Annotated in this window: 19 protein-coding genes; 10 read left to right on the forward strand and 9 right to left on the reverse strand. The window is 61.5% G+C overall.

Annotated features, from left to right (window positions below):
* Positions 1 to 34: 34 nt before the first annotated feature.
* Positions 35 to 553, reverse strand: a complete 519-nt coding sequence (locus tag AOA59_RS06720; RefSeq protein WP_099486535.1) for a GNAT family N-acetyltransferase — start codon at positions 551 to 553, stop codon at positions 35 to 37.
* Between the two features lie 147 nt (positions 554 to 700).
* Between AOA59_RS06720 and AOA59_RS06725 the strand changes: the two genes are divergently transcribed.
* Genes AOA59_RS06725 through AOA59_RS06740 form a run of 4 tightly spaced genes read left to right on the forward strand, consistent with a single transcriptional unit; the run spans position 701 to position 3,234 of the window.
* Complete coding sequence (locus tag AOA59_RS06725; protein ID WP_099486537.1) at positions 701 to 1,120, forward strand: nuclear transport factor 2 family protein; 420 nt, start codon at positions 701 to 703, stop codon at positions 1,118 to 1,120.
* 42 nt (positions 1,121 to 1,162) lie between these two features.
* Positions 1,163 to 1,507 carry a YciI family protein gene (locus tag AOA59_RS06730; RefSeq protein WP_099486538.1) on the forward strand — a complete coding sequence of 115 codons (345 nt, stop codon included), beginning with the start codon at positions 1,163 to 1,165 and terminating at the stop codon, positions 1,505 to 1,507.
* Positions 1,508 to 1,537: 30 nt separating this feature from the next.
* Positions 1,538 to 2,014, forward strand: coding sequence for an SRPBCC family protein (locus tag AOA59_RS06735; protein ID WP_099486540.1), 477 nt, complete (start codon positions 1,538 to 1,540; stop codon positions 2,012 to 2,014).
* Complete coding sequence (locus tag AOA59_RS06740) at positions 2,011 to 3,234, forward strand: RNA polymerase sigma factor (RefSeq protein WP_099486541.1); 1,224 nt, start codon at positions 2,011 to 2,013, stop codon at positions 3,232 to 3,234. The genes AOA59_RS06735 and AOA59_RS06740 overlap by 4 nt, the downstream gene beginning before the upstream one ends.
* A gap of 36 nt (positions 3,235 to 3,270) precedes the next feature.
* Here the strand turns inward: AOA59_RS06740 and AOA59_RS06745 are convergent, their stop codons facing one another.
* The gene (locus AOA59_RS06745) at positions 3,271 to 4,125 is read right to left on the reverse strand and encodes a LysR family transcriptional regulator (protein WP_065932232.1); all 855 of its coding nucleotides are present in this window, start codon (positions 4,123 to 4,125) and stop codon (positions 3,271 to 3,273) included.
* A gap of 88 nt (positions 4,126 to 4,213) precedes the next feature.
* On the opposite strand from AOA59_RS06745, the gene AOA59_RS06750 reads away from it, so the two are divergent.
* Positions 4,214 to 4,654 (forward strand): multidrug/biocide efflux PACE transporter, encoded by a 441-nt coding sequence (locus AOA59_RS06750; RefSeq protein ID WP_065932231.1) that lies wholly within the window; start codon positions 4,214 to 4,216, stop codon positions 4,652 to 4,654.
* Here the strand turns inward: AOA59_RS06750 and AOA59_RS06755 are convergent.
* Positions 4,641 to 5,546, reverse strand: a complete 906-nt coding sequence (locus AOA59_RS06755) for a LysR family transcriptional regulator (RefSeq protein WP_099486543.1) — start codon at positions 5,544 to 5,546, stop codon at positions 4,641 to 4,643. The genes AOA59_RS06750 and AOA59_RS06755 overlap by 14 nt on opposite strands.
* Positions 5,547 to 5,596: 50 nt before the next feature.
* Positions 5,597 to 6,355, reverse strand: a complete 759-nt coding sequence (locus tag AOA59_RS06760; protein ID WP_099486545.1) for an SDR family NAD(P)-dependent oxidoreductase — start codon at positions 6,353 to 6,355, stop codon at positions 5,597 to 5,599.
* A gap of 106 nt (positions 6,356 to 6,461) precedes the next feature.
* Here AOA59_RS06760 and AOA59_RS06765 point away from each other — a divergent pair, with 106 nt between their 5' ends.
* The gene (locus AOA59_RS06765) at positions 6,462 to 7,358 is read left to right on the forward strand and encodes a LysR family transcriptional regulator (protein WP_099486547.1); all 897 of its coding nucleotides are present in this window, start codon (positions 6,462 to 6,464) and stop codon (positions 7,356 to 7,358) included.
* Here the strand turns inward: AOA59_RS06765 and AOA59_RS06770 are convergent.
* Positions 7,355 to 8,272, reverse strand: a complete 918-nt coding sequence (locus AOA59_RS06770) for a LysR family transcriptional regulator (protein ID WP_017137886.1) — start codon at positions 8,270 to 8,272, stop codon at positions 7,355 to 7,357. The two genes, AOA59_RS06765 and AOA59_RS06770, sit on opposite strands and share 4 nt — an antisense overlap.
* 486 nt (positions 8,273 to 8,758) lie before the next feature.
* On the opposite strand from AOA59_RS06770, the gene AOA59_RS06780 reads away from it, so the two are divergent.
* The 3 genes from AOA59_RS06780 (at position 8,759) to AOA59_RS06790 (ending at position 11,437) form a co-directional block, all read left to right on the forward strand.
* Positions 8,759 to 9,517, forward strand: a complete 759-nt coding sequence (locus tag AOA59_RS06780; RefSeq protein ID WP_099486550.1) for a 5-oxoprolinase subunit PxpA — start codon at positions 8,759 to 8,761, stop codon at positions 9,515 to 9,517.
* 70 nt (positions 9,518 to 9,587) lie between these two features.
* Positions 9,588 to 10,466 carry an allophanate hydrolase subunit 1 gene (locus tag AOA59_RS06785; protein ID WP_069788111.1) on the forward strand — a complete coding sequence of 293 codons (879 nt, stop codon included), beginning with the start codon at positions 9,588 to 9,590 and terminating at the stop codon, positions 10,464 to 10,466.
* Positions 10,463 to 11,437, forward strand: a complete 975-nt coding sequence (locus AOA59_RS06790; protein WP_099486552.1) for a biotin-dependent carboxyltransferase family protein — start codon at positions 10,463 to 10,465, stop codon at positions 11,435 to 11,437. Before AOA59_RS06785 ends, AOA59_RS06790 begins: the two co-directional genes overlap by 4 nt.
* 120 nt (positions 11,438 to 11,557) lie before the next feature.
* Here AOA59_RS06790 and AOA59_RS06795 read toward each other — a convergent pair whose 3' ends face one another.
* From AOA59_RS06795 to AOA59_RS06810, 4 genes are all read right to left on the reverse strand, one after another.
* Complete coding sequence (locus AOA59_RS06795; protein WP_099486554.1) at positions 11,558 to 13,174, reverse strand: inorganic phosphate transporter; 1,617 nt, start codon at positions 13,172 to 13,174, stop codon at positions 11,558 to 11,560.
* 249 nt (positions 13,175 to 13,423) lie between these two features.
* A complete protein-coding gene (locus AOA59_RS06800) occupies positions 13,424 to 14,446 on the reverse strand; it encodes a transporter (protein ID WP_017137881.1) in 1,023 nt (340 codons plus the stop codon).
* Between the two features lie 229 nt (positions 14,447 to 14,675).
* A complete protein-coding gene (locus AOA59_RS06805; RefSeq protein ID WP_099486556.1) occupies positions 14,676 to 14,981 on the reverse strand; it encodes a PepSY domain-containing protein in 306 nt (101 codons plus the stop codon).
* Between the two features lie 96 nt (positions 14,982 to 15,077).
* On the reverse strand, positions 15,078 to 16,205 hold the full coding sequence (locus AOA59_RS06810) for a glycerophosphodiester phosphodiesterase (protein ID WP_099486558.1): 1,128 nt from the start codon (positions 16,203 to 16,205) through the stop codon (positions 15,078 to 15,080).
* Between the two features lie 231 nt (positions 16,206 to 16,436).
* Between AOA59_RS06810 and AOA59_RS06815 the strand changes: the two genes are divergently transcribed.
* The gene (locus AOA59_RS06815; RefSeq protein WP_099486560.1) at positions 16,437 to 16,760 is read left to right on the forward strand and encodes a DUF2025 family protein; all 324 of its coding nucleotides are present in this window, start codon (positions 16,437 to 16,439) and stop codon (positions 16,758 to 16,760) included.
* Positions 16,761 to 16,814 lie beyond the last annotated feature (54 nt).

Below are 16,814 nucleotides of genomic sequence, written 5' to 3' on the forward strand. Positions count from 1 at the left end.
TTCATTACTTTTGATTAGTTAAGTCATATATACGTTACATTTTTAAGCTGTCAATGCCATCCCGACCAAACACCCAACTCAACCTGCGCTCATACCCAACCCGCCCCTTATACGCCTCCCCGCTGTCCACCCACCCGGCCGCCAGATACAACCCCATCGCCGCCACATTGTCCGCGTCCACCGACAACTCCAGCGCCTTGATCTGCGGCCACGCCTGCAGGGCCGCCGCCGGCAATGCCTGTAAACACGCTTTGCCAAACCCGTGCCCTTGCTGGTGCCGGTCCACCTGCAACGCATGCAGCGTGGCGCTGTGTTCATCGGCCCAATGGGGCAGGCAGGGCGGGCGTTTGAGCAACAGGAAGGCCACGGGCGTTTCGTCGGCCAGCAGGGCAAAGCCTTTGATCGCGCCGGGCTTGGGGTTGACCAGCAGGCTGTTGAGCGCGCAGTAGATATCGCCGGAATACGGCAGTTGCTCGGGGTGCACTTGCAGGGTGTCGAGCTGCTGTTTTTGCACGAGGCTCAGCGTCTCGTAGGCGACGAGGCGGGTTTCCATCGGGGGCGCATCCAAAATCCTACAAAGAGGTGGGGATTCTAGCGGGTTTGCCGCAGGCGAAATTATTTTTCAGCGGCCTGTCGATTTGCGCTGAGGCCGTTCGACTACGGGTGTCCTTTGTGATTTCCAACCCCCAGGAGTATCGCCATGAGCACTGCAATCAACACCCTGATCGAACAATGGAAACAAGCCGTACTTGATCGTGATATCGACAAAATTGTCAGCTATTACGCCGACGATATCGTCTCGTTCGATGCCGTCACCGCACTGCAATTCAAAGGTAAGGCCGCCTACCGCGCCCATTGGGATGAATGCATGAAGCATTGCCCCGGCCCGGGCATTTTCGAGTTTCATGAGCTGCATATCGTCGAGGCACCCGACAGCGCGTTTGCCCACTGGCTGGCGCACTGCGGCGGCGCCGGGCCGGACGGCGTGGTGAAGGCGTGCTGGATGCGCGTGACCGCCGGTTACCAGCGCATCAACGGGCATTGGAAGGTGGTGCATGAGCACTGGTCGGCGCCGTTCGACATGGAAAGCGGCACGGCATTCTTCGACCTGAAACCTTGACTGCCACGAACTATAGTCAGTAGTCCGAAAACGGAGAGCGCCATGAAATACCTCTGCCTGATCTACAGCAACGAAGCGGTGTTGCACACCTCGCCCGACAGCCCGGCGGACCCGGAGTGCTTTGCCTACGCCGAGGCCATCCAGGCCAGCGGCCGCATGCTCGCCGCCGAGCCGCTGGAGTCGGTGAGCAGCGCCACCACCGTGCGCATGCGCAACGGCAAGCTGTCGATCACAGACGGGCCGTTTGCCGAAACCAAGGAGCAGCTCGCCGGGTTTTACCTGATCGAGGCCAAGGACCTGAACGAAGCGCTCCAGGTCGCTGGCGGCATACCGGCGGCCCGGGTCGGCAGTGTGGAAGTGCGCCCCGTGCGTCAATTGAATCTCTGAACACAACAACCACAAGAAGGAGGTTTACCCATGAATACCCAACCCGCTGAATTTGAACTGTCCATCAGCCGTTTGATCGACGCACCGCCAAGCAAGGTGTTTCGCGCCTGGACCACGCCCGAGCTGTTGCAGCAATGGTGGGGGCCACACGGCATGACCACGCCGGAGTGCGAAATGAACCTGTGGGTCGGTGGCCTGTTTCGCACCTTGATGCGCGCGCCGGATGGCGCCGAGTACCCGACTTCTGGCGTGTTCCTGGAAATCGAGGCGCCGAGCCGGCTGGTGTTTACCGATGCCTATGCACCGGGCTGGGTCCCGTCGGGCAAGCCGTTTATGACCGCCGAGGTGACCTTCGAAGCCGTCGACGGCAAGACCCGCTACACCGCCCGCGCCAGGCATTGGAGCGAAGCCGACAAGCAGGCCCACGAAGCCATGGGTTTTCATGACGGCTGGGGCCAGAGCCTCGACCGCATGGTGGCTTTGGTGACCCAGGGCATGCCCGATTGACCCCGCAGGTCGAGGCGATTTACCGCAGCGAATCACGTCGCGTACTGGCGACGCTGATTCGCTTGCTGGGTGATTTCGACTTGGCTGAAGAGGCGCTGCACGAGGCGTTTTTAATTGCCGTGCAGCGCTGGCCGCAAGACGGTGTGCCGGACAATCCACGGGCCTGGCTGGTCTCCACCGGCCGCTTCAAAGCCATCGACCGCCTGCGCCGTCAGGCACGTTTCACCCCGTTATTACAGGAGCAGGCCGACACGCTGGAAGCGGCTGAATGGAGTGAGGAAGACGTGGAAGACGACCGCCTGCGCCTGATCTTCACCTGCTGCCACCCGGCGTTGGCGCCCGACGCCCAGGCGGCGCTGACCTTGCGCGAGATCTGCGACCTCACCACCGAAGAAATCGCCCGCGCCTTTCTGGCCACGCCCACCACCATCGCCCAGCGCATCGTGCGCGCCAAGGGCAAGATCCGCGAAGCGAAAATCCCCTACCAGGTGCCAACCCTGGACCAGTTGCCCGAGCGTCTGGACAGCGTATTGCGCGTGGTTTACCTGGTGTTCAACGAGGGCTATTCGACGTCCATGGGCGCCGACCTCACCCGCGAAGACCTGACCCGCGAAGCTATTCGTTTGGGGCGCTTGCTGCTGGAGTTGCTGCCCGAACCGGAAGTCATGGGCCTGCTGGCGCTGATGCTGCTGCACGAGTCGCGCCGAGCAACGCGCACCTCGGCCGACGGTGAGTTGGTGTTATTGCATGAACAGAACCGCGCAGTGTGGGACGCGTCCTTGATTGCTGAAGGCTGCGCACTGGTGGAGCAGGCGTTGAATACACGGCGGTTTGGCCCGTACTGCCTGCAAGCAGCGATTGCGGCGGTGCATGCCGAAGCGCCCCAGGCTGAGGACACGGACTGGCTGCAAATTGTCGGGCTTTACGATGTGTTGCTGCGCGAAGTGCCGTCGCCGGTGATCGAGTTGAACCGGGCGGTGGCGGTGGCGATGGGGCAGGGGCCGTTGGCGGGGTTGCAATTGGTGGAGGGCATTTTGCAGCGTGGGGATTTGCTGGATTACCACCTGGCGCATTCGGCACGCGGGGAGTTGTGCCGACAGTTGGGGCGGGTTGAAGATGCGCGGGAAGCCTACGAAAAAGCCCTCTCACTCACTCAACAAACTCCAGAGAAACGCTTCCTCGAACGCCGCCTGGCCGAACTCAAATCTCCCATACAATGAACATCAAAACTGTGGGAGCTCAGTGGCTGGAGGTCATCACTCCAGCATCTTGCCCAGCAACCAACTCCCCGCCGGCCCCGGTGGGTGGTGCCTTGACCACAGCGCATCCACCGCCACCGAGCGCGGCCAACTGCGGGCTTTGAGTTCGACCAGGTGGTCGCCGCCAAAACGCTCCACCAACCAGCGCGGAATCGGGGCCCAGCCAAACCCCAGCTGCGCCATCTCCATCAGCATCAAGTAACTGGGCGCCGACCACACCCGCCCGCTCGGGCGGGTTTCGGTCGGGTTGATGATGCTGGCCAGGCGCAGTTCGCGGTGTTGCTGCAAGGTCTGCGCCGGGATGTTCTTCAGCTTGGCCAGCGGGTGCGTAGGCGCGGCGAACAGGGCAATTTCGGTACGTTCTTCGACCGGCGCGCCGGTCAGGTCGGGCGGGTAAGTGTCTTGTTTTTCGATAAACGCAATCTGCGCCCGGCCGCTTTGCACCAGGGCGATCAGGTCTTCGCATTCAGCGATCAGGCATTCCAGCTCAAGGTCCGGGTGGCGCTGTTCAAAGGCCTTGAGGGCGACCTCAAAGCGGTCGGACTGGTAAGTATCGGACATGGCGATGGTCAGCTTGGGTTCAAGGCCCTGTGACAACTGACTGGCCGCCAACTCCAGGCGGCTGCTGGCCTCCAGTACCTGCTCGGCGCGCAGCAACAACACATGCCCGGCGGGCGTAAGCGTCGGCTTGCGGCTGCTGCGATCAAACAGCAGCACATCCAGGTCAATCTCCAGGCTCGCCACGGCCGCGCTGACGGTGGACTGGCTTTTACCCAGCTTGCGCGCCGCCGCTGAAAAAGAGCCCTGGGTAGCCGCCTGCACAAACGCCTGCAGCACTTCATTGGAGGCCATGACTATCGCCTTTATCGATGGTTATTAGTTATGAAGTATCGAGTCAAAGGGTAATCATGGCAACCATCGTCACTCAAGGAGCCGGGTCATGAACCCTACCAAGTCGATTACTGAACGTGTGTGCCAGGCCATTGGTTTTGAAGGGCTGGCCTTATTGATCTGTACGCCGCTGCTGGTGTGGATCACCGGCCGGCCGGCCCTGGAAATGGGCGCGGTGACCCTGGGCATCAGCCTGTTGGCGCTGAGCTGGAACGTGATTTTCAACAGCCTGTTCGACCGCCTCAAGGCCCGCCTGCACTGGCCCGACGGCGGCAGGACCCGTGTCGTGCATGCGCTGTTGTTCGAAGGCGGCCTGATCATCCTGGCGGTGCCGTTGATTGCCGCAGTGATGAAGATCAGCCTGTTGCAAGCCTTCGTCCTCGACATCGGCGTGCTGTTGTTCTTCCTGCCGTACACCTATGTGTACCACTGGGGTTATGACGTGCTGCGGGAAAAATTCGTACAGTCCCGTGTACCTAGCCAAGCTTGAGCGAGGCCACAAACGCCAGAAATGCCCGCACCTTGGCGGCGGGCAAATGCCGCGACGGGTAATAGGCGTACAACGGGAAACGCTCGTCCGGCCAGTCGGGAAACAACTCCACCAGGCTGCCGGCCTTGATCGCCGAGTCCAGGCCGAGGTCGAGCATTTGCGCCACGGCATGCCCGTGTTCACACACGCTGTACAAGGTGCTGGCGTCGTTAACCACCAAGCGGCCGCTGGTGCGCACCATCACTTGCTCGCCGGGTCGGTGGAATTCCCAGGCAAACGGGCGACCGGTTTGCGAGTCGCGAAAATCCAGGCACATGTGCCCGGTTTCCAGGTCTTGCGGGATCGTGGGTCGGCCGTATTGCTCAAGGTAAGCGGGGGAGGCCACGGTGAGCACGCGCACTTCCATCAGCTTGCGTGCGATCAGCGAGGACGCCTGTGGGATGCCGAAGCGAATGGCCAGGTCAAAGCCGTCGGCCACCAGGTCGCCGAGTTGGTCGCGGGTGTGCAGGTCGAGTTGCAGTTGCGGGTATTGGCGCATGAAGTCGCCGAGTACCGGGCCAAGGACCAGTCGCGAAAAATACGGGTCGATGTTCACCCGCAAACGCCCACGCACGGTGAGGGCGCTGTCGGCCGCCGAATCGGCAGCCTCTTGCAGCCCGGCCAACAGCGGGGCGATTTCCTGGTAGAAACGTCGCCCCTCGTCGGTCAATTGCACTGAGCGGGTGGTGCGGTCAAACAGGCGAATGCCGAGGCGCTTTTCCAGGCGGGAAATTGCCCGGCTGACCCCCGAAGGTGTCATCTCCAGACTGTTGGCGGCGCGGGCAAAGCTGCCGCCGTCGACCACGGCGGCCAATACACCCATGCCGCCGGCCAAGCCTGGATCAAAACTCATCGGTGATTGCCCGTCAGTGATCTGAAGGCATTGATGCTAGCGCAGAATGCTTACAGAAACATGCCACCCGAGGCTTCGATGCGCTGCCCGGTGATCCAGTTGCTGCCATCGGCCAGCAGAATCGAAATCGCGCCGCCGATATCGTCCGGCAAGCCGGCACGGCCCAGGGCGGTGTTGTCGGCCACCATCGCATTCACCTGTGGGTTATCGCGCACTGCGCCGCCGCTGAAATCGGTGGCAATCGCGCCGGGTGCCAGGGTGTTGACGGTGATACCACGCGGGCCGAGTTCTTTGGCCTGATAACGCGACAGCACTTCCACGGCGCCTTTCATCGACGCATAGGCGGCGTAACCCGGCAGGCTGAACCGCGCCAGGCCGCTGGAGATGTTGATGATGCGCCCGCCATCGCTGATCAGCGGCAGCAGTTTTTGGGTGAGGAAAAACGGCGCCTTGAAGTGAATGGCCACCAGCTTGTCGAACTGCTCTTCGGTGGTGTCGGCAAAGCTTGCGTGAGCGCCGATGCCCGCGTTGTTGATTAGAAAGTTGAAATGTTGCTGGGCGAAAACGTCCTTGAGCACCGCAGCGATTTGCCCGACGAAAGCCTCGAAGCTGCCGCTCTGGCTGACATCCAGTTGCAGCATGGCGGCGCGGCCGCCCAGGGCTTCAACCTGTGCTACTACCGCTTGGGCTTCGGTGGCGGCGCTGTGGTAGGTGCCGATGATATCCACGCCCTGGGCGGCGAGGTGCAAGGCGGCGCTTTTGCCAAGGCCACGGCTGGCGCCGGTGATGAGTGCGATTTTACGAGTCATGGGGTAGTCCTCAGGGGTGATCAGTGGGACTGAGTGTATTTGTCCGCCCATAACGTGATAAACAAGCTGATATCGGAATCACTGGTCGGATAAGGCGAACAATCCCATGAACAAACTGGAGCTGCTGCGCACTTTCGTGCGCGTCACCGAGCTGTCGAGTTTCACCCAGGCCGGCGAGAGCCTGGGCCTGCCGCGCTCCACCGTGTCCGAGCATGTGCAGGCGCTGGAAACGTTGCTGGGCGCGCGCCTGTTGCAGCGCACCACGCGCACCGTGCAAGCCACCCAGGACGGCCGTGTGCTGTATGAGCGCAGCAAGGATTTGCTCGCGCACATGGAAGAGCTCGAAGGCCTGTTTCGCCAGGACGAAGCGCAATTGGCCGGGCGCATTCGGGTGGACATGCCCAATGCCATGGCGCGCGGCGTGGTGATGCCGCAGCTCCCTTCGTTTATGGCGCGCCACCCGCTGGTGGAGATGGAAATCAGCAGTTCGGATCGCCAGGTGGACGTGATTGCTGAAGGCTTTGATTGCGTGGTGCGCGTGGGCGCGCAGCCCGACCAAAGCGTGGTTGCACGCAAGGTCTGCAGCATGCCGACGGTCAACTGCGTAAGCCCCGCGTACCTGCAACGCTATGGCGTGCCCGCAACCCTTGCCGACCTGGCGCAGCATCAACTGGTGCACTACGTGCGGCCGCTCGGTGCGCGCTCGGCCGGGTTTGAGTACCTGCAAGGCAACAAGGTGCAGCGCGTGGCCATGGCCGGGCGCGTGACCGTCAGCAGCACCGATGCCTACCAGGCGGCGTGTCTCGGCGGTTTGGGGATTATCCAGGTGCCGCTGCTCGGCGTTCGCGATTTATTGGCCAGTGGCGAGTTGGTTTCGGTGTTGGCGGACTACCTCGCGCCGCCCCTGGATGTCTCCATGCTCTACGCCGGCCAGCGGCATTTGCCGTTGCGGGTGCGGGTGTTCATGGAGTGGCTGGCGGCGACCTTACAGGACCATATTTAACGCCGCGCCGACAACTGCTGCGGCGCCAGGAAGGCGTCGTGGAAGTAGTCACGAAACGCCTGCATCGCCGGAGTGAATGCGCGCTCGCGGTGCCAGGCCAGGCCGACGCTCATGGGCGTGACCGGGTCGGTAACGGTCAGGGTTTCGATACGCTTGCCTTCCAGCGACCATGGCCGGTGCACCAGGTCCGACAAAATCGCCACGCCGCTGCCATTGGCGACCATGCTGCGCACCGCCTCCACCGAACTGGTGCGCAGCCGCACGTTGGGCGTTTGCCCGGCCTGTTCCCAGTAGCGCATGGCACTGTGCTCGGCTTCGTCGACGGTCAGCAGGATGTAAGGCTCTTGCGCCACATCCGCCAGGCTCACTGCACCGCGTTCGCACAACGGGTGATGGCTGGGCAGCCACAGTCGGCGTTCGGAGTTGAACAGGATTTCCGAGACGATATCCGCATGAGTCAGGTTGGCGGTGAGCACCACGGCCATGTCGAACTGGCCGTCGAGCAGGCCGTGTTCGATGGCCTGGCGCTCCTGCTCGAAGACGTCGATGGTCACGTCCGGGTGCCAGTGTTGCATGCGTTGCAAGTGATGCGGCAGGAAGTAACCCAACACCGTGTAGCTGGCCGCTACGCGCAATACGCCGCTGGCGCGGTAGTCGGGCAGCGGGCTGTTGAGGGCGTCATCCACGCTGCGCACGATCACATAGGCGCGGTTGAGAAAATGCCGCCCGGCGTCTGTGAGGTTCATGCCCTGGGCCGAGCGCACGAACAGTTGCACGCCAAGCATCGCTTCCAGCTCCTTGATCGCGGTGGTCACCGCCGACTGGGAGATGTTCAGGTGGATCGCCGCCTGGGAAATCTGGCCGATTTCGGCAGTGGCGACGAAGTAGCGCACTTGGCGCAAGGTCAGGGACATGGCTTTCTCCGATCGTTCCCACGCTCTGCGTGGTAACGCCTCTTGTGACGCTCCGCGTCACGCTTTGGGACGCGGAGCGTCCTGGGCTGCATTCCCACGCGGAGCGCGGGAACGATCTTTGTGGAACGCTCTTTGGGTCTCCGATCGTTCCCACGCTCTGCGTGGTAACGCCTCTTGTGACGCTCCGCGTCACGCTTTGGGACGCGGAGCGTCCTGGGCTGCATTCCCACGCGGAGCGCGGGAACGATCTTTGTGGAACGCTCTTTGGGTCTCCGATCGTTCCCACGCTCTGCGTGGTAACGCCTGTTGTGACGCTCCGCGTCACGCTTTGGGACGCGGAGCGTCCTGGGCTGCATTCCCACGCGGAGCGTGGGAACGATCTTTGGGTATCTGATTTTCAGAAGATGGGCCATCTGATAATAGATCTTCCCAAGGGGTCAAGCCCCAGCCTACTTTCAGCCATCACCTTTTGGCGGAGCAACCTCGATGCAGGCAGTGGATTTCAATTCGGACATGGGCGAAGGCTTCGGCCCCTGGACCATCGGCGATGGCGTCGACTTTGACCTGATGGCCTATATCAGCTCAGCCAATATCGCTACCGGCTTCCACGCCGGCGACCCCGGCACCATGCGCCGCACTGTCGAACGCGCCAGGCAACTGGGCGTAGGCATCGGCGCGCATCCGGGCTTTCGTGACCTGGTGGGTTTCGGCCGTCGGCACATCAATGCACCGGCCCAGGAACTGGTGGACGACATCCTCTACCAACTCGGCGCCCTGCGCGAAATCGCCCGCGCCCAAGGTTTGGTCTTGCAACACATCAAGCCCCACGGCGCGCTCTATATGCACCTGGCCCGCGATGAAGAAGCGGCGCGGCTGCTGGTGCAGAACCTGCAAATCATCGAGCCGACGCTGTTGCTCTATTGCATGCCCAACTCGGTGATCTGGCGCGTGGCCAAGGAACTCGGGCAACCGGTGGTGCGCGAGTTTTATGCTGACCGAGAGTACGACCTGAGCGGCTCCATCGTGTTTACCCGCAATGTGCGCGCACTTGACCCCGCAACCGTTGCGGCGCGCGTTCTGCGTGCGTGTCAGACCGGCCGGGTGCGAACCGTAGAAGGCGAAGACCTGTTGATCGAATTCGATTCGATCTGCCTGCACAGCGACACGCCCGGCGCGCTGGAGTTGGTGGAAGCCACTCGCGAAGCCCTGGACCAGGCTGGGATTGAAGTCAGATCACCTCAATAAGCACCCCAATAAAAAGATCGAAACAGCACTTTTTGCCTGCCTTTCTACAATGATTCCAAGAGGAACAGACATGGCTGAAACCACCCCCATCCGCTACAGCTTCGGCGGTGATGAACACCTGTTTGCCGAGGTCAGCGACAGTATGTCCCTGCAAGCCTTTTTCAAAGGCATGGCCGTGACCCGCGCCGTAGAGCGCCTGGCGTTGGAGGGCGTGCTGGATGTGTGCCTGGCCAATGCGTCGTTCCAGATTCGCTTCGACCCCGACCGCATCGCGCCCCATGTACTGCTCGACGCCGTGCAAAGCGCCGAAGCCCAGGCCGTGGCCGAACGCACCTTGCACACGCGCATCATCGAAATCCCGGTGCTCTACAACGACCCCTGGACCCACGAAACCCTGATGCGCTTTCGCGACCGCCATCAAGACCCCAGCGGCACCGACCTGGAATACGCCGCACGCATCAACGGCCTGGCCGATGTGGACGCGTTTATCGCCGCCCACAGCGGCGCGCCGTGGTTTGTGTCGATGGTCGGCTTTGTGGCGGGCCTGCCGTTCATGTTCCAGATGGTCGAGCGCGAGCGGCAATTGCAGGTGCCCAAGTACCTGCGCCCGCGCACCGACACGCCCAAACTGACCCTCGGCCATGGCGGCTGTTTCGGTTGCATTTACTCGGTACGCGGCGCGGGTGGCTACCAGATGTTTGGCGTAACCCCGGCGCCGATCTACGACCCGGCGCAGCAGTTGGCGTATCTCAAGGAACACATGGTGTTCTTCCGCCCCGGTGACATCGTGCAGTTCAAACCGATGGACCGCGACGCCTACGACCTGGCGGTGGCCGAAGTGGAGGCGGGGCGTTTCGACCTGCGTATCCGCCCGGTGGAATTTTCCCTCGACGCGTTTCTCGCCGACCCCATCGGCTACCCGAAAACCCTGCAGGAGGCGTTGGCATGATCAAGGTGCTCAAACCCGGCCTCGCCACCTCTGTGCAGGACCTGGGCCGTGAAGGGTATTACCACTTGGGCATTCCGCCTTCGGGCGCGTTGGATCAGTACGCGTTGAGTGCGGCCAACCATCTGGTCGGCAACCCAGCTGGTGCGGCGGGTCTGGAATGCACGTTGATCGGCCCTGAACTGGAGTTTCGCCAGGACGCATTGGTGGCGCTCAGTGGCGCGCTGATGTCGCCGCGTCTGGACGGTGAAGTGGTGCATCAGGACACCGCTTTCCAAGTGCGCGCCGGGCAGGTGCTGCGCTTTGAGTTTCCCAAGGCCGGCGCGCGCACGTACCTGGCGGTGGCCGGTGGCATTGATGTGCCGTTGGTGCTTGGCAGCCGCTCGACTTACACCCTCGGCGCGCTCGGTGGGTTTGACGGGCGACGCTTGCAGGAAGGCGATGAACTGCCGATCGGCGAGGCCAGTGGAACAGGCTGCGCGGGCAATAGTTTGCCCATGGCCTTACGCCGTTCGGTCGGTGGCGATGTGACCTTGCGCGTGGTGCCGGGGCTGTATTACGAACGCCTGACGGATGCGGCAAAAAGCAGCTTTTTCGCTGAGCCGTGGACCGTGGGCTCCGAGGCGGATCGCATCGGCTACCGTTTCAAGGGCGGCAGTGCATTGAGTTTTCAGCCGCGCGAACAACCGTTTGGCGCGGGGTCGGACCCTTCTAATATCGTTGACAGTTGCTACCCGATCGGTTCGATCCAGGTGCCGGCGGGGTTGGAACCGATTGTGCTGCACCGCGATGCGGTGTCGGGTGGCGGCTACGCGATGATCGGCACGGTGATCAGTGCCGACCTGGACTTGATCGGGCAGATGCAGCCGAACCAGCGGGCGGGGTTTGTCGCGGTGACATTGGAGGAAGCCTTGGAGGCGCGGCGGGTCTACAAAAAGCGGCTCAAGGCGATGGCGGGACTTTTCAGCCACTAGGGATCGTTCCCACGCTCTGCGTGGGAATGCCTCTTGTGACGCTCTGCGTCACGCTTTGGGACGCGGAGCGTCCGGGGCTGCATTCCCACGCAGAGCGTGGGAACGATCAACGGTGTCAGGTCAGAACAATTGGGTGAACAGCCAGTACAGGCTGCCCGACAGCAGAATCGCCGCCGGCAATGTCAGCACCCAGGCCATCAGCAGGTTGCGGATGGTCTTCATCTGCAAGCCACCGCCATTGGCCACCATGGTGCCCGCCACACCCGAGGACAACACATGGGTAGTCGACACCGGTAGCCCGAACATATCCGCCGCACCGATGGTCAGCATCGCCACCGTCTCGGCCGAAGCGCCCTGGGCGTAAGTCAGGTGCGTCTTGCCGATCTTCTCGCCCACCGTGACCACGATGCGCTTCCAGCCGACCATGGTGCCCAGCCCTAGCGCGATGGCCACGGCGATCTTCACCCACAGCGGGATAAAGCGCGTGGACGCGTCGATCTGGTCTTTGAACAGTTTGAGCTTGCCTTGGGTGTCGGCGTCGAAGTTGCCGAGCTTGCCCTTGTCCATCAAGCGGATGGTTTCACTGGTCAGGTACATGTCGTTACGCACGTTGCCGACGGCTTCAGCGGGGACTTTAGCCAGGGAGCCGTAGCCTTTGACTTCGTCACCAATCTGGCCGGCGAGGGCGGCGAGGGCCGGCACCAGGTCCGGGGTGGCTTCCTTGGTGCGCACATAGGTCGAGAGAATCGGCCGTGGGTCGCCCGGTAATACTTGTGGTGCGCTTTTCACCAGTGCCACTTGGGTCACCTCAGCCACCGCAGCAAACTGCAAGGACTGTTCGGCGGGCATGGTGCGGTTCAGCGCGTACGCCATCGGCAGCGTACCCACCAGAATCAGCATGATCAGGCCCATGCCTTTTTGCCCGTCGTTGGAGCCGTGGGCGAACGACACCCCGGTGCAGGTGGCGATCAACGCGCCGCGAATCCACCACGGCGGCGGGGTGTCGCCCTTGGGCGCCTTGTACAGCGAGCGGTTTTTGACAAAGGCGCGCAGGGCCAGCAACAGCAGGGCGGCAAACGCGAAACCGATCAGCGGCGAGAGCAGCAGGGCGTAGCCGATCTTGGTGGCCTGGCTCCAATCCACACCGCTGGTCCCATCACGCCCATGCATCAGGGCATTGGCGACGCCGACGCCGATGATCGAGCCGATCAACGTGTGCGACGACGAGGCCGGCAGGCCCAGCCACCAGGTGCCGAGGTTCCACAGGATCGCCGCGATCAGCAGCGCAAAAATCATGGCGAAGCCGGCCGAGGAACCGACCTGCAAAATCAGCTCGACCGGCAGCAAGGCAATGATGCCGAATGCCACCGCGCCGCTGGACAGCAGCACGCCGAGGAAGTTGAAAAAGCCCGACCACACCACCGCAAAATGCGGCGGCAGCGAGTTGGTGTAGATCACCGTCGCCACGGCGTTGGCGGTGTCGTGAAAGCCGTTGACGAACTCGAAACCCAGGGCGATCAACAGCGCCACGCCCAGCAGCAGGAACGGCGTCCAGGTGGTCACCACCGTGCCCAGTTCGTGCATGTCGTGCATCAGGCTGTAGGCGGTGAACAACAAGCCCATGGCGAGCACGGCAAAGAAAATGATCACCGTGAGCAGGCCGGGTTTTTTATCCAGCCGGGGTTTGGGGTCTGCGGGTGAGACGACGTCGGAAGCGGTCAGTGAAGGGGTGGCCATGCCGGAGCATCCAGTGTGGGGAGGATGCTCCTGATGATCATTGCAGAATGTTACAGAGATGCTGCGGCAGGTCAGTGTTTAAGGAATTGAGCCTACCGTTGATCTATAAAACCCCGCAAAGCTAATGTCAGAGTGCAATCAATGTGGGAGCTGGCTTGCCTGCGATAGCGGTGTATCAGGCAACAAAAAGTTGGCTGGTAGATAGCCATCGCAGGCAAGCCAGCTCCCACATTTTGACTGTATTTCAATTCAATAGTCTTTGCGTTTACGGAACGCCCAGCGCCCGGCAATCAAGGTAAACGTCGCCACCAGCGCCACCAGGATCCAGAACCCTTCCGGGTCGGTGGAAAGCGGCACGCCGCCCACGTTCATGCCGAAAAAACCGGCGATGATATTGATCGGCAACGCCAACACCGTCACCACCGTGAGGGTAAACAGCGTGCGGTTGCTTTGTTCGTTGAGGTTGGCGGCGATTTCTTCCTGCAACAGCTTGATGCGTTCGCCCAGGGCCGTGAGGTCGTTGATGATCAGCGCAAACTCCTCGGTGGATTTGCGCAACTCCTTCACGTCCTCTTTTTGCAGCCACTGCGGCGGGCGGTTCAGCAGGCGCAGCAGCGAGCCCGGCTCCAGTGCCAGCAGGCGTTGCAGGCGCACCAGCACCCGGCGCGCAGCACCCAGTTCGGCGCGGTTGGTGGACAGGCGTGAGGACAGCAACTGGTCTTCGATATGGTCGACGCTGATACTGGTTTTACGCACGATCTGCGTGAGCACTTCGCCCTGGTCGCGCAGCAAATGCACCAACAGTTCCAGCGGCGAGCGAAAGCGTTCACCGGCCTTTACCGATGAGCGCAATTTATCCACCGAGTGCAACGGTTGCAGGCGTGCGCTCACCAGCAAACGGCTGCGTGCGCACACCCACAGGGTGGAGATATCCGACGAAACCATGCTGCTGAAGTTGAACACCACGTCGTTGACCACCGCCAGCAAGGCCGAGTCGACGTGTTCGATACGCGTGGAGCGCGAGCCTTCGTGCAGGGCTTCGAAAAACTCGTCGGGCAATGACAGGTTGGCCTGCATCCAGCGCTCGCAGGCGGCGTGGGCCAGGTTCAGGTGCAGCCACAGGAATTCTTCCGGGTCTTGCGGCGCTTTTAACGCGGCCAGCGCGGTCGCTGAATCAATCTGCTCGCCCTTTTCACCGGGCCGAAAACGAAAACCGTAAAGCAAGCCAAACAGATCGGGATCCTGGTGGCTGTGGTCGATGCTGTGGTTCATGGCGGCTCGCAGAGAAAGCGCCTGTAGGACGTTTCACAGGTTCGCGTGGGCGAATCATTGCAAGGCGTGATGACGATTTTGTGACAATTTGAAAACTCGCTCAGCGGATTTTCCAGGCCCAGGCCTGCGCTTTGTCGGTGTAATGTGATTAACCCTTCGGGATGGCTGGCGAGCAGGCATAAAAAAACCGCGCCACTTTAAACGTGGCGCGGTTTTTTTAAACCATGACTCAGGTGTCCAGTTTGTCTTCCAGTACGGCGCCGGTCTTGGCGTCGAGCTTCACTTCAAAGCGTTTGCCGGCGGTGTCGGTCAGGTCAACTTCGTAGACCAATACACCATTGTTGTGGTCCAGCTCGGTGTCGGTGATGCTGGCACCGGCGTGTTTGGCCACGGCGGCGGCGTTGAGTTTTTCGAACGGCATCACGGCGCCGGACTTGAGCAAACCTTCAATGTGGTCAGGGCGAACATCCGCCTGGGCCAACCCGGCAGTCAGGGTCAGGGCGGTGACGGCGAACAGGGCGGTCAGGGTTTTCATAGTGTGTGTCCTTCTTCGGTGAGCTGTTTAAGTGGCGCCAGATTAACCAGCGCAACTTAATTCATCCTTAATGGCGCAATGACACCCACCAATTACTCAGTAGCCGTTGTCCTCGAGCAGGTCCTGCACGCTCGACGAAGGCCAGCGCTTGTAGAACTTCAGCAGTTCGGCGGCGCGGTTGGTGAAGATGCCGTCAACGCCGGCCTTCATGACTTTTTCGAAGTCCACCGGCTCATCGACGGTGTAGACGTGCACCAGCAGGCCTTTGTCGTGGGTCAGCTTGTTCATTTCAGGCTTGACCAGGTCGGTGTAGCTCTGGTCGCCATGGTTGGTCAGCTCGGCCGAAGGGCCGGTGCCGATGGCGCCGAGGCTCTTGGCTTCGTCCACCCATTTTTCGAACTCGGCGGCGTCTTTTGGCTCTTGCTTGGCGTAGTAGGCGGCCTTGGTGGTTTCGCCGGATTCGGCGAAGGTTTGTGCCGATTTAGGCTCGATGCTGCCTGGGCCGACCCACAACAACAGGATTTTCGGGGTGTTGGGCATTTCTTTTTGCAGCTCTTTCAAGCTGTCTTTTTCAAACGTCTGCAGCACCACGCGGCCTCTTCCCTGGCCCACGCCGGTGTTGCTCTTGCCCAGCTTGGAACCGGCGGAGCTCAACCAGCCTTTATCCAGCAGCTTGTTTTTCAGGTCGGCTTCGATGCCCGGGAACTGCTTGGGCTCCTTGGTCTCGATGTACAGGCCAGGTTTGTGCTGCGGGTTGCCTTCGGCGATCTTGATGATCTCGTCCAGGCTCTGGATTTTCAGGCCGACAAACGCCGGGCGGGCGCGGTCCGGGTAGGCGGCGTTGAACCAGCTGCCGGCGTCCAGGGTGCGCAGTTCGGCCCAGGTGAACTCGTTGGCCGGGGCGTCTTTACGCTCGGGGAACTTGGTGGCCACGTCGGTGGTGCGTTGCAGGTTGTTGTCGTGCAAGGCGAACAGCACGCCGTCTTTACTGCGTTGCAGGTCCATTTCCAGGTAGTCGGCACCCAGGTCGCGGGCGAGCTTGTAGGAAGCGGCGGTGGATTCGGGGGCGTCGTAGGATGCGCCACGGTGAGCAATGACAGCCGGGTACGGAATGCCTTCGTTTGTCGCCAATTCAGCCGGGCTGATCGGGTCGGCAGCCTGTGCCTGACCAAGGCCGAGCATCAGAGCGAGCAGCAGGGCGCTCTTGGTAAACGTAACAGGCATATGCGAAGTCCTTTCGTGGAGGTAACTTTGAGAAGGCGTCCTTTTTAACAATTGATTGCGAAAGGCGCTATCACCAAACCGACATTAAGCTACTCACGAGGCTTATTTTGGGCTTTTTTGTGCTGCGTTGCAGTATTCTTGGCTGAAGCTGCCCCGTCAGAGGGCAGTAATTTCTGCCACGCGTGTAAACCATCTTTCCAGTCCCTGTGGGACTTTTCAGTGAGGTTTACCATGCGCATCACTTCCGAGCTTATCTGCCAGGCCGCCGACCAACTCCAGGGTTTTGTCGGCCTGAACCGCAAAACCGGCCGCTATATCGTGCGTTTCAGCGAAGACGCCTTCGGCATGGACGTGGCCGATGACGGCATCATCCCCACCGCCGAATTTGTCTGGCTGCCGGCCGCCGACCACACCATGACCCTGTCGCGCGAGCGCCTGCAGTTGCTGCTGGACCAGAATATCGATGACCGAATCAACATCACCGAGCCGTTGCGCGCGTATATGCGCCGGGTGGAGATCCCGCAGATCAGCGCGTTGCGCAGTTTGGTGAGCTAGTTCCAGGCAAGTGGAGGTCAACCTGTGGGAGCTGGCTTGCCAGCGATGGCATCA

Origin of the sequence: Pseudomonas sp. 2822-15, assembly GCF_002742515.1 — a bacterium.
GTDB lineage: Bacteria > Pseudomonadota > Gammaproteobacteria > Pseudomonadales > Pseudomonadaceae > Aquipseudomonas > Aquipseudomonas salomonii.